The 12,307-nt window shown below is 29.4% G+C and carries 12 protein-coding genes and 1 riboswitch; of the genes, 2 read left to right on the top strand and 10 right to left on the bottom strand.

From position 1 onward, the window contains the following. Positions 1-130: 130 nt before the first annotated feature. Positions 131-232, bottom strand: a riboswitch (TPP riboswitch). Positions 233-644: 412 nt separating this feature from the next. Then, positions 645-1,079, top strand: a complete 435-nt coding sequence (locus ABDZ93_RS11745) for a hypothetical protein (RefSeq protein ID WP_343826568.1) — start codon at positions 645-647, stop codon at positions 1,077-1,079. A gap of 88 nt (positions 1,080-1,167) precedes the next feature. Here ABDZ93_RS11745 and ABDZ93_RS11740 read toward each other — a convergent pair whose 3' ends face one another. The 4 genes from ABDZ93_RS11740 to ABDZ93_RS11725 all read right to left on the bottom strand — a co-directional run bounded on the left by ABDZ93_RS11740 (position 1,168) and on the right by ABDZ93_RS11725 (position 6,926). Further along, a complete protein-coding gene (locus ABDZ93_RS11740) occupies positions 1,168-1,617 on the bottom strand; it encodes a threonine/serine exporter family protein (RefSeq protein WP_343826566.1) in 450 nt (149 codons plus the stop codon). Positions 1,618-1,652: 35 nt separating this feature from the next. Beyond that, a complete protein-coding gene (locus ABDZ93_RS11735; RefSeq protein ID WP_343826565.1) occupies positions 1,653-2,414 on the bottom strand; it encodes a threonine/serine exporter family protein in 762 nt (253 codons plus the stop codon). A gap of 356 nt (positions 2,415-2,770) precedes the next feature. Continuing rightward, on the bottom strand, positions 2,771-4,672 hold the full coding sequence (locus ABDZ93_RS11730; RefSeq protein ID WP_343826564.1) for an ABC transporter ATP-binding protein: 1,902 nt from the start codon (positions 4,670-4,672) through the stop codon (positions 2,771-2,773). Continuing rightward, positions 4,665-6,926 carry an ABC transporter ATP-binding protein gene (locus tag ABDZ93_RS11725; protein WP_343826563.1) on the bottom strand — a complete coding sequence of 754 codons (2,262 nt, stop codon included), beginning with the start codon at positions 6,924-6,926 and terminating at the stop codon, positions 4,665-4,667. Before ABDZ93_RS11725 ends, ABDZ93_RS11730 begins: the two co-directional genes overlap by 8 nt. 344 nt (positions 6,927-7,270) lie before the next feature. On the opposite strand from ABDZ93_RS11725, the gene ABDZ93_RS11720 reads away from it, so the two are divergent. Further along, complete coding sequence (locus tag ABDZ93_RS11720; RefSeq protein WP_343826562.1) at positions 7,271-7,714, top strand: MarR family winged helix-turn-helix transcriptional regulator; 444 nt, start codon at positions 7,271-7,273, stop codon at positions 7,712-7,714. Positions 7,715-7,820: 106 nt separating this feature from the next. Here ABDZ93_RS11720 and ABDZ93_RS11715 read toward each other — a convergent pair whose 3' ends face one another. From ABDZ93_RS11715 to ABDZ93_RS11690, 6 genes are all read right to left on the bottom strand, one after another. Further along, positions 7,821-8,126: a hypothetical protein gene (locus tag ABDZ93_RS11715; RefSeq protein WP_343826561.1), complete on the bottom strand. Its 306-nt coding sequence runs from the start codon at positions 8,124-8,126 to the stop codon at positions 7,821-7,823. Positions 8,127-8,155: 29 nt separating this feature from the next. Continuing rightward, positions 8,156-8,950, bottom strand: coding sequence for a hypothetical protein (locus ABDZ93_RS11710; protein ID WP_343826560.1), 795 nt, complete (start codon positions 8,948-8,950; stop codon positions 8,156-8,158). Between the two features lie 2 nt (positions 8,951-8,952). Continuing rightward, positions 8,953-9,576: an HD domain-containing protein gene (locus ABDZ93_RS11705; protein ID WP_343826559.1), complete on the bottom strand. Its 624-nt coding sequence runs from the start codon at positions 9,574-9,576 to the stop codon at positions 8,953-8,955. A 282-nt stretch (positions 9,577-9,858) separates the two neighbouring features. Continuing rightward, positions 9,859-10,548 carry an HAD family hydrolase gene (locus ABDZ93_RS11700; protein WP_343826558.1) on the bottom strand — a complete coding sequence of 230 codons (690 nt, stop codon included), beginning with the start codon at positions 10,546-10,548 and terminating at the stop codon, positions 9,859-9,861. Between the two features lie 31 nt (positions 10,549-10,579). Next, a complete protein-coding gene (locus ABDZ93_RS11695) occupies positions 10,580-11,170 on the bottom strand; it encodes a Type 1 glutamine amidotransferase-like domain-containing protein (RefSeq protein ID WP_343826557.1) in 591 nt (196 codons plus the stop codon). A 168-nt stretch (positions 11,171-11,338) separates the two neighbouring features. Then, a complete protein-coding gene (locus tag ABDZ93_RS11690) occupies positions 11,339-12,307 on the bottom strand; it encodes an NAD-dependent epimerase/dehydratase family protein (protein ID WP_343826556.1) in 969 nt (322 codons plus the stop codon).

Here is a 12,307-nt window from a genome sequence, read left to right as displayed (position 1 = left end):
AATTGCTTATATATTATTTATAAAAATTTTTATTTGATTTTATGCAAAAAATAAAGACTTACATAAGGTAAGCCTTTGGTTGAATTCATAAAATAAATATTTATAAATATCTTTATAAATAAGCTATTATTGAAATCTTTTAAAGCTTTCCTTCGATGGCATTATCCACATCAGGTTCAAGGGTTAAAGCAATTATTGCTTCTCTCAGCATTAGGCACCCCTAGCTAAATAATTATTAAATTAACTTCATTATAACATAAAAACAATAATTTTCAAATTTACTTTTTATCCGATGACTACCCGCTCTAATACTCTCATCTTCTTCAAAGTGGGAGTAAAGAGCGGCTACGTCCCTGGATAACGATTTTCCCTAAAGGACAACGACTTCTAAGTATCGAATAAATTGATACTTAGAATTCTGTTAGTAAGCTTCAAAGAAGCTAAGAACTGTGTTTATCTATAATTATCCACATTTGAAATGGAAAATTTTTAATAACATATTTTTTTCTTTCTAGGGATAAACTAAGGTAGAGTTTTCTTAAACCCTTTATTTTTCAATAGGTTATCCTTATTCTTGTTGTTCTTATCAAATTTACTCATACTTAAAAATTTAAGTAAATACTTTAAAAGGACGGTGTATTGCAATGAAAAAATCTTTAATTATGCTAACATTAGCTGGTACCATCATGGCTTCTTCTACTGCAGTCTTTGGATATGATAATATAGCAATGAATTCTAATAGTGAAAAAATGACTACTATCGAGACTCCAGCAGAAAAATCTAAGGATGCAAAACCCGCTGAAGACAAGAAAGCAACTATGACTGAGGAAGAAGATAATATAAAAAAATCAGATGAAAAGAAACAAACTATAAGTGAGTCTATGCCTGAAGAGGAAAAAGCTCCTAAACAAGAAGAAAAGAAACCAACTTTAAATGAAACTGATGAGAAAAAACAACGAGATACAAAAACTCCTGAAGCTAAGGATGAAAAGACTTCTGGTAAACATATGAAAAAACCAGAGTGTGAAAATAAGTGTAGCCCTGAAGACAATAAGTCCAGCGAAAAGAAAGCTCAATAATCAAGTATAAATTTAATTTGAACTTGATTTTAATATAGGCTATGTTTTAAAACAAGTTTAAAACATAGCCTAAATATTTATTTTAATTTTAAGATATTCTTTTTCCTTGTATATCTCTTTGAATTTTAATAAAGAATTTGTAGGTAGTTGAAGATAGCATCATTCCAAAGGCAATAGCTCCACCTACTATAATAGTTTTCATTGCACTGCTATAAGCAAGGTCATAATTTTGATCTACTATATATAATACTGTATTATAAGCCATAACTCCTGGTACTAACGGAAATATTCCTGGTATAGAAAACTGCATACTTGGAGCTTTTAACTTTCTTGCCATTACTTCACTATAAACCCCTACTACAAATGCTCCCATGAAAGTAGCTATGGTTACACTACCTCCATAATTAAATATTATTAAATATGTTATCCATGCAAAAGTTCCTGAAACTCCTGCCCAAACTAATTTTTTTCTATCTATATTAAATAATATTGCCGGAAACACACTCCCAAGAAACGCCAAAACAATTTGTTTAATCATTACGCAGCCTCTACTTTCACTTAAATATATTTTCTCTAAAAAATTCCTAGAAAATTTCTAAAGGATAATACAGTACCAATTCCTGAACCAATTGCTGTTATAATTAAAACTGCCTCTCCCACCTTTGAAATCCCAGCTGTAAAATCACCATAGATTATATCCTTTATTCCATTAGTAAGGGCTACTCCAGGCAATAGCACCATTATAGACCCTAATATAATCTTATCCTTATCCACTATAGTAATAATATTTTCGAAGAAAATACTTATACTTGCTATAAGGAATCCCGAAAAAAAGAAAATGAAAAACTGAAAAAAACCTACGTTGGATACCTTATCTACCATATAGTAAATTATCATACCTATAATAGCAGAAATAAAGGCAGCAAAAATTGTTCCATTGAAAAATAAGGAATAAATAAAACAAGTCATTCCACCAGCTAATACTCTAATTGGCAATTTAAAAGTAGGAGTTTTTCTTATATCATTTAGTCTACTCATTGCTTCGTCATAGGAGATCTTATCTTCCTCAATACTTCTAGAAAAACTATTAACTAACTCTATACTGTATAAATCAACACTCTTACTTCTAACTTTTTTTAGAGATGTAACTTTCTCTTGATCTTCATCTAAAATAGATATAAAAATTCCCTTTCCTGTAGTTATACATTCACTTTTATAATTATATGCTTTACATATCCTTTCAATAGTTTCCTCTACTCTATAGGATTCTGATCCATTACTAATAAGTAGTTCTCCTGCTGAAAGAGCTATATCTAAAACCTGTTTTGCTTTCATGATAAATCTCCTTCTAATCTTCCATATATTTAATAAATATGAATTTTATTCAGTTAACTATAATTATTTAATAGTATATTTAATATTGCACATTTATCAATGGTAATTATATCATCTTTTTTATATTTGTCTATTCATTATTTGTATATTAAATGAATTTATATTTATTATATATTAAATTTATTACTTCATTATTATCTTCTAAATATTAAGTTATACTTATCTCTAAAAATAAAAAGAACTAACTCAAATTAATTTACTTAATTTAAGCTAGTTCCTAAAAACCATGTTAATAAACTTCATATGGAGCAAACTCTATCCTAGTCTAAAAACTCTATTTATTTTTTATTTAGATACTAAACTACATCTTCTTTAATATCTTCGAATTGGCTGTTATATAAGTTTGCATAGAAGCCTTTAGCCGCAAGTAACTCATTATGATTTCCTTGTTCTACTATATCTCCATCCTTCATTACAAGAATTAAATCTGCATCTCTTATGGTAGATAATCTATGAGCAATTACAAAACTAGTTCTACCCTTCATCAAATTATCCATAGCCTTTTGTATTAAAACTTCTGTACGAGTATCTACAGAACTAGTGGCTTCGTCTAAAATTAGAATCTTAGGATCTGCAAGAATTGCACGAGCTATAGTAAGTAATTGCTTTTGACCCGCAGACACGTTATTAGCTTCTTCGTTTAAAATCATATCATATCCATCAGGCAAAGTTTTTACAAAGTGATCTACATTGGCAGCCTTTGCCGCAGCAATAACTTCTTCATCATTGGCATTTAATCTACCATATCTTATATTTTCCTTAATAGAGCCATTAAATAACCAGGTATCTTGAAGCACCATACCAAAAATGCTACGTAAATCTTGACGATTGAAATCTTGAATATTATGACTATCTATTAAGATAGCTCCACTATTTACATCGTAAAATCTCATAAGCAATTTAATCATAGTAGTTTTTCCTGCCCCAGTAGGTCCAACTATAGCAACCTTTTGTCCTGGTTTTACATGAGCTGAGAAATTATTGATAATAATTTTATCTTCTTTATATCCAAAGTGAACATTTTCAAAGTTTACTTCACCTTTAATATCTTCTCCCTCATCTTTTGCCAATAACAGATTTTTTATTTTAACAGGATTTTCTGCAAATTGTACTTCTTCCTCTTCATCTAAAAATTCAAAAACTCTTTCTGCAGCAGCCGCTGTAGATTGCATTAGGTTTGCTATCTGAGCTGACTGAGCAATAGGTTGATTAAAAGATCTTACATATTGAATGAAGGATTGAATATCTCCAACTTCAATAGTTTTCTTAATAGCAAGCCATCCACCTAGAATAGATACTACCACATAACCTAAGTTTCCTACAAATGTCATAATCGGCATCATCATTCCAGATAGGAATTGAGATTTCCATGCTGAATCATACAACTTATCATTTAATTTATTAAATTCTCTAATTGCTTCTTCTTCTCCATTGAAGGCTTTTACTATATTATGGCCTCCGTAAATCTCTTCTACTTGACCATTTACATTACCTAAATATCTCTGTTGATTTCTAAAGTGTTTTTGAGATTTCTTAACTACTATAGATATCAAGAGCATAGATATCGGTAATATAAGTAGAGTTGCTCCTGTCATAATCCCACTTATTGAAATCATCATTATTAGTACTCCAATTAATGTGGTAATCGAAGTTATAACTTGAGTCATACTTTGGTTTAAGTTTTGGCTTACAGTATCTACGTCATTAGTTACTCTTGATAGAACTTCACCATGAGTCTTATTATCAAAGTATTTAAGTGGCATTCTATTAATTTTTTCAGAAATTTCTTTTCTAAGGTTATATGAAACCTTTTGAGTTACACCTGACATTATAAATCCTTGCACAAAAGAGAATAATGTACTGATTACATATAAACCTAATAGTATTAATAAAATTCTTCCTATATATTCAAAATCTATACCTACTCCTGATCCTGTTATCTTTCCTATAAGGCCTTCAAAGATATTAGTAGTAACTTTACCTAAAATCTTAGGTCCAATAATAGAAAAGGCAGCACTTCCAATAGCAAATATTATAACAACTATTATGGATGCAGTGAAAGGTTTAAGATAACTAATAAGCTTTTTCATGGTTCCCTTAAAGTTTTTAGCCTTTTCTCCGGCACCAGCCATTGGTCCATGTCCCATAGATCCTCTACCACTAACAGAACCTTTTTTCATAGTTTCATTCTTACTCATTAGCTAACTCCTCCTTTGAAAGTTGAGACAGTGCTATTTCCTTATATACATCACAAGTTTTCATTAGCTCTTTGTGAGTTCCAATACCTGCAATCCTACCTTCATCTAGAACTATTATCTGTTCTGCATGTAGAATTGTACTAATCCTTTGAGCTACAATTAAAACTGTACTCTCCATCGTTTCTTTATTAAGTGCTTTACGTAATGCAGCATCAGTCTTAAAGTCTAAAGCTGAGAAACTATCATCGAATATATATACATCTGGATTTTTAGCAATAGCCCTTGCAATGGAAAGTCTTTGCTTTTGACCCCCAGAAACATTAGTACCACCTTGTGATATCTCAGTATTATAGCTATCCTTAGTACCTGTAATAAAATCAGTAGCTTGTGAAATTTCTGCTGCCTTAATCATATTCTCATCAGTTATATTATCACCTGCATATTTTAAGTTACTTTCAATAGTACCAGAGAATAATACACCCTTTTGAGGTACATAACCAATTTTTTCTCTTAACTTATGTTGACTTACCTTTCTAATATCAATTCCATCTAGAAGTATTTCACCTTCAGTTACATCATAAAATCTTGGTATTAGATTAATAAGTGTTGACTTACCACTTCCCGTACTACCAATAAATGCAGTAGTTTCTCCAGGCCTCGCAGTAAAGGTTATATTACTTAAAACATTTTCCTCAGCATTTGGATACTTGAAGGAAACATTATTAAACTTAAGATTTCCTTTGTTAGCTTCTACAAATTTCACTGGCTCTACTGGATCCTTAACTATATATTCAGTAGATAACACTTCATCAATACGTCCAGCTGAAACTGCAGCACGAGGTAACATTACTGAAACCATAGATATCATTAAGAAGGCCATAATAATTTGCATTGTATATTGAATAAATGCCATCATATCTCCAACTTGCATAGTTCCTGCATCGATACTATGAGATCCATTCCATACTATTAAAATAGTAATTGCATTCATAATTAACATCATTGTTGGCATCATTAAAGCCATAGTTCTATTTACAAATAAATTATTCTTAGTTAAATCACCGTTGGCTTTATCAAATCTTTTTTCCTCATGTCTTTCTGTACTAAAGGCACGAATTACCATCATACCAGTTAAAATTTCACGAGTTACTAAGTTAACTCTATCAACTAATTTTTGAACTCTCTTGAATCTTGGCATAACTGTTGTAAATAATACAATTACTACAGCTGATATAGCAACTACTGCAACAACAATAATCCAAGCCATTGAAGTTTCTGTATTTAATACCTTTATAACTCCACCAATTCCTAAAATAGGTGCATAGAATACAACTCTTAGAAGCATTACCATTAGCGTTTGAATTTGTTGAATATCATTTGTACTTCGAGTTATAAGTGAAGCTGTAGAAAACTTATCTAACTCTGCATTAGAAAAACCTATAACTTTAGAAAATACCTTACTTCTAAGGTTTTTACCAAGGGATGCTGCTACTCTAGCTCCAATAAAACCAACAGCCACTGTAGCTGCCATACTTAGAAGAGCTATAAGTACCATTAATCCTCCTGTATAAAGAAGATAGTTAGTTTGCATTTTATCTATATTCATACCTATACTGTTATACTCATCTTTCACATAACTAATAGCTGCTTGGTCTATCATAGTATTAGGTAAGTTCTCAAAATTTTTATCTATATCTTTCATCATAGCATCTAGCTGTTCCTGCGGTAACTGTGACATTACTTCCAATATATCTGCATTTTCATCTATACCCATATTAGGAGGAAATTGAGCTATAATTGCTGCTTTCATCGCCTTACTTTCTTCACTATCACTTTCAAAGCCTTGCACTACTAACATTGGCTTAGCAAATATTCCATTTAACTTCTCAATGGTTTCTTTATCCTTTTTCTTAGCTGTAAGCTTATATACACTCTCATTTTCTAAGGCAGGATACTTCTTCACATATTTATTGTATTCTTCATCACTAAGAGAATCTTTATCTAACAATGTATAATTACTCTTAATTTCTATTTTATCCTCTTCACTAATAAATAGTTCTAACTTTTCTAATTGGCTCTTTCTAATTACTTCTGGTGTAACATTTTCTACTCCACCTTGCTGAATTCCAACATTTACTATGTTAGAAGTATAGTCAGGTAAAGAAAGGTCACACACTGCTTGAACAATTAGTAATCCAATTATCATGATAATTGGTACTACTGAGTTCTTTAAATATTTAATTAACTTGAACATGTTCCTCCACTCCCTCTTACAATAATGAATAACTAATAAAATAAACTAAAAACAAAATACTTTATTGCCTATAATCTATGAACATAGATAACAATAGCATTTACAATTTTTCAGTATATTTAAAATAACCAAAAAAATTAATTATAATATTCTTATAAAATACTTATTAATTTATATAAATTATGATATTATATTATTTATAAGTATATAATAGTTATGAACATGTATTAATTATAGTTTTATAACTATTATAAGTCAATAACTATTTTGATGTGGATTTTTTAATTTTTAATTAACGACTTTAATATAAAGAAGTTCAATACTACAACCAAAGGAGAATTATTATGGATGAAAAAAATTTAGCTAAACTATCTGAGGACTTTTTTCTTCTTATGATGCTACTTCATAAAAAGATTATAAAATTAGAAGATTTTATGAAAAATACAGTTGTGCCACCATCTCATGTAAAAGTTGTTTTTTACCTTGCTCAAAATGGACCTTCATCGGTATCAAGTATAGCTAGAGACCTTTGTATATCTAAACCAAATATGACCCCAATAATAGATAAACTCCTCGAGTGTGGTTATGTTAATAGATATGAAGATCCAAAGGATAGAAGAGTTATTAGAATTGAAATAACAGAAAAAGCCCATGAAGTCTTTGAAATCAAAAAAGATTTAATGAAAAGCTTTCTTAAAGAAAAGTTATCTGTGCTACCAGATGAAGATTTAATTTCTCTTAGTGGTGCAATATCTGAATTTAAAAGAGTTATGTCTAAAATAAATTAAAATGAAAAGGTATAAAGCTGTCATAAGACTGACTTTATACCTTTTATTCTTTATACCTTATTAATATAATAAAAGTTTTATAGTACAATTTTCTACTATAATATCATTATAAATTGTCTACTCGCTTCTCAAATATTCCCCTCTCAAAAATTATGTCATTAATAGATAATAAAACTCCAATTAATACACCATACCAAATGTAATGTATCTCAAAACTATTCTTAATAACTAATACAATAAAAATAGCAATACCATATCCTATAGTACTCCATACTTTCCTCTTCTTAGATTTTGATACAAACTTCTGAATAGGTTTAAAAAGTCCAATAATACTATCATTAAGTCCTTTAAACAATATTAAGCATATAAACTCAGATACTATAATTCCTATAACTATATATAAAAAATCCATGTAGCATACCCCCTTTATCGAAAACTCCTCTATCCTATATTAATTTTATCATAAATACATTTAATATTTCCTTTAATCTCAAGGTTTTCTCTTAATATAGCACTAATATATCTACTACCTAATTCATAAAAACTTACTCTACTAAAAGGCTCTTTTAATCTATTAGAATTTATATTTACCTCTAATTTCTCTCTAATAAGATTTTCAATATATCTAGCGAGCCCTTCTTTAAATTCTTGCCACATCATATATTCTAAATCTATATAACCTAGATGTGATTTCATGATCTTATGATATTCCATCATATCCTCATATTGTAATTTACTATTCACAGCCTCTAATCGTAAAGTTTCGTCTATAAATACCTTATCCTTATAAGGAAATGGATGATTTAGCTCCCACATGAAATCATTTTTCTCTCTGGCTATTTTAGCAATTTCTAATGTTTCCTTAATTTCATTATCTCCTTGCTCCCATTGATAGCAATGAACAAATTCGTGAAATATAAATATATATCCCTCCAAGGTATTAAAGGCATCTTTAGATACTACTGCAGCAGGCTTCATACCATAAAAATCTAGTGGAAAGGATGCCAATACTTTTTCTGGTACAATCATAGGTGCTTTATATTCACCTTTAAATTCATAGCTCTTGCCATCTTCACTTAAATCAAATATAAAGAAGTACCCTTCTTCTACTACCGCCACCGTGTAGAGTTTTAATAAAGATAAATCTATATTCTTTATTTTTTCATGAATAGAAAATATCTTATTTACCTTATCTATGGTATCTACTATAAACTGATTCTCTTCTTCTTTATTCATAATTACTTACCTCTTCTATTACAATACTCTTCTAGCCATTGTTTTCCTTCTATAAACCATTTATGTGGATATAATATTAACTTATTATCTACAATATAATTCATATATGTTAAAGATGCATGATATAATGATTTATCCAATTCTTCTTTTACCAAATCATAAAAGGGAGGCCTTCCATCTTGATCCCATGAAAGTTTATCAGCTATAAATAAAGTCATCTCATATGGTGTAGGATTTAGTTTTAAGGTAGTATGACAACCTATTGCCTCTAGTATATTATTATCTTTAATATTAAATACTTCCTTTGCTAATTCAACTGAACAGCGTTGATGCAATAAAAATGGATACTTTTCTTCAGCCTCATCTATATACCAATGATTACTCCTCGCATATTGTAGCATGTCTTCAGGGCTAATAATTGTACTAATGTCATGAAGGTATCCAGCAATTTCACAAATTCTTCTATCTAAATTATATTTTCCTGCAATTATAACACTAGTTTTAGCCACATTAATACTATGCTCCAAGGTCTCTTCTCCATTATTTTTCATGAATATTCTTTCAATATTTTCTTTTATTTCTCTAGACCTATCTAAATTATTTAAATTTGTGTACTGTTTTATCATAGCTATCCTCCAATGTATTTTTAATTATCACAGTATAATAAATAGTTTTTCTAAGGCATCTGAAAATAAATAATAAGTCAAAGATGTGAAGTATATTTTGAGTTAGACAAGGAAACAGGTTCCGCAGATAGTAGCACTATCTAAGGGTTCTGTTGACGCAGTATAAAACAAAATAGACGAGCATTCTGACTTATTTATTTTTTGAAGATGCCTAGATCTAATGATTATCTTATCTTCTATGAACTCAATAGCTTATTGCTAACAATTTTCAATGTTCATTTTCTATACTATTATTTTTTTCACTCCTAATAAATCCTTTGAGTAGTATCTAATATTTTCTTCTATTTTATTTCTTACTAACACTGCTTTAATTCCAACATATTCTGGACCTCTTACATCTGCTAAAATGCTATCTCCTACCATCCATATATCCTTATAACCACAATATTTTTCTAAGGCATAATAATATATTTTAGGATTAGGCTTTTCATAGCCAACATTAGCGGATGAGATACAATCTATTATATATGGAGATAATCCTAACTCATCTACTATCTTGGGTAGTTCTGGAATATGATTTGAGAGTATGACGTTAGAATAATCTTTTTCCATGAAATATTGTAATACTTCAATTGTATCTCCATATAGTTGAAAACTTTCTCCTCTAGAAATTACTGATCTTATCTCTTTTGAATAGATTATTGCTTTTTCTTCTGATACATTTAGCTGCTTATATCCTCTTATTAATATATCCTCAGCATGTTTCCACCAAGCATCACTAGAAGTAAGATGCATATACTCTTTTTCATGTTGTTGCCAGGGAAATCCTAATAATGATATTTTTTTTAAGTCTTCAATACTTACTTCTGTATACGGCTCATACTTGCATAAAACTTTATATAAGGCTTTACTAATCATCCACTCATTATGAGCTAATGTGCCTTGAAAATCCCAAAATATTAACTTACTCATTTTAATCTCCATCTTCAATCTCTATTAAACTTTACAAAATAGAGAGTTGTCCATTGTCACAAATAATCATTTCTTCATCAGTAATTTTATAAACATTATATTTTTCTTTTTTTATTGCTTCGAAATAATACTTCTCTCTGCTTTCATTATAATGACAGAATATTATGCCATCAAATATCCCCATTGCATCAAAGTTTTCTAACCCAATTTGATTCTCATCAAAAGATAAGACATGTTCTATATTTTTTGTCGCAAGATGAGTGCCAGCGCTTCTTCCAATGTATATAACATCTCTACTTAAATATTTTGCTATTTCTGAACCAAATCCACATTCATTTATCAATTTTACTAATGTAAAAGTGTTACCGCCACATACGTAAATAATATCAATATTTAAATTGTAATATTCTTTACAGTTGTCTTCATCAAAAACAATGATATTGTCTTTACTGAAGCCAGCAACAAGCAATTCATTTATATATTTATCAGGCTGGTGCATTCCACTCAAAGCTGTTGGTATGAGAAGCAGTCTTATTATTCCTACATCCTTCTTTAATCGGCTTAATATTTTCTTTGTTACAACGGAATTTCCAAATGCTTTTGATGATAAAAACAACTTCATATAAGCTCACCTCTTCAAGTAATTTAAATAATTAATTCTTCGCAATATCTTACGATTGCGACTTACTTCATACTTCTTAATTTAAATAATTGTTCTCTTATACCATTTATTTAAATTGTTCTAAAGTAATTAATTTTATCATATAGTTCATTCAAAATTAATTACTAATTATTTCTCTAGTAATTTATAAATTTCTTCTTCCTTTTCTGCTAAATGTTTTTTCATCATAACCACCGATTCATTGTGAAGATACCATTGATAAGAATTCTTTAAGCCTTCCTCCATAGAAGTTTCTTCTTTAAATATCCTATGGATTTTTTTTACATCTAACACATTATCATAATCAAAGAATGGGAAAAAGTCTCTCTCCTTATATCCATTCTTTTCATAATAAAAATGATGTTTTATTGACTTTTGGCCAGCAGCCTTCTCACATAGTTCTATCCATCTATTAAAAGTTACAGCCTCACTATTTCCAACGTTATAAATAGATAGATTATCCTGCTTTGTCTCTAAAATTCCTGCTACTATATTGCCTAAGTCTTTAGCATAGATAAATTGTATCTTAGTTTCTCCATCATTAGGAATTAGGATAGGCCTATCATTAATAATATGATGAAATATGAATCCCTCTCTAGCTGCATAATTATTTTCTCCATATACATAAGGAGGGCGTAATAGTATAAGCTGAACATTACTATAGTTATACTTATCCTCTAGAAACTCTTCACACTCTATTTTATTTGTTCCATAATCACTCCAATATTTATTTTCTCCTAGCATAGCTGATTCTTTGAAGGGTATTTTGTAATTTTCTACATCATACACAGCACTAGAACTAATAAAAACAAATTTCTCTAGCTGTTCATAATTTAAAGCTTCATGAAGAACTTCTAACTGTTTTACATTAAGACCAGATACATCAATTATATAATTAAATTCATACTCGCTAAGGCATTTTTTCATTTCACTTAAGTTTTCTCTGTCACAAAGTATATTAGTAATTCTACTATCTTCGGTTTTTCTGCTTCCTCTATTTAAGGTGTAAATTTCATAATCTTTTTGAGAATCTAATAAGGCTTCCACAATGGCTTTTCCTATAAAATAGGTTCCGCCAAGAACTAAGATCTTTTTCAT

Source organism: Clostridium subterminale (genome assembly GCF_039521425.1).
GTDB lineage: Bacteria > Bacillota > Clostridia > Clostridiales > Clostridiaceae > Clostridium_J > Clostridium_J subterminale.
This window is presented reverse-complemented; position numbering and strand designations above follow the sequence as displayed.

Bases quoted from the DNA above. Each gene is read 5' to 3' on its own strand.
- ABDZ93_RS11740 (WP_343826566.1), bottom strand. From the start codon at position 1,617: ATGATTAAACAAATTGTTTTGGCGTTTCTTGGGAGTGTGTTTCCGGCA.
- ABDZ93_RS11735 (WP_343826565.1), bottom strand. From the start codon at position 2,414: ATGAAAGCAAAACAGGTTTTAGATATAGCTCTTTCAGCAGGAGAACTA.
- ABDZ93_RS11720 (WP_343826562.1), top strand. From the start codon at position 7,271: ATGGATGAAAAAAATTTAGCTAAACTATCTGAGGACTTTTTTCTTCTT.
- ABDZ93_RS11715 (WP_343826561.1), bottom strand. From the start codon at position 8,126: ATGGATTTTTTATATATAGTTATAGGAATTATAGTATCTGAGTTTATA.
- ABDZ93_RS11700 (WP_343826558.1), bottom strand. From the start codon at position 10,548: ATGAGTAAGTTAATATTTTGGGATTTTCAAGGCACATTAGCTCATAAT.
- ABDZ93_RS11695 (WP_343826557.1), bottom strand. From the start codon at position 11,170: ATGAAGTTGTTTTTATCATCAAAAGCATTTGGAAATTCCGTTGTAACA.
- ABDZ93_RS11725 (WP_343826563.1), bottom strand. From the start codon at position 6,926: ATGTTCAAGTTAATTAAATATTTAAAGAACTCAGTAGTACCAATTATC.
- ABDZ93_RS11745 (WP_343826568.1), top strand. From the start codon at position 645: ATGAAAAAATCTTTAATTATGCTAACATTAGCTGGTACCATCATGGCT.
- ABDZ93_RS11710 (WP_343826560.1), bottom strand. From the start codon at position 8,950: ATGAATAAAGAAGAAGAGAATCAGTTTATAGTAGATACCATAGATAAG.
- ABDZ93_RS11690 (WP_343826556.1), bottom strand. From the start codon at position 12,307: ATGAAAAAGATCTTAGTTCTTGGCGGAACCTATTTTATAGGAAAAGCC.
- ABDZ93_RS11730 (WP_343826564.1), bottom strand. From the start codon at position 4,672: ATGAGTAAGAATGAAACTATGAAAAAAGGTTCTGTTAGTGGTAGAGGA.
- ABDZ93_RS11705 (WP_343826559.1), bottom strand. From the start codon at position 9,576: ATGATAAAACAGTACACAAATTTAAATAATTTAGATAGGTCTAGAGAA.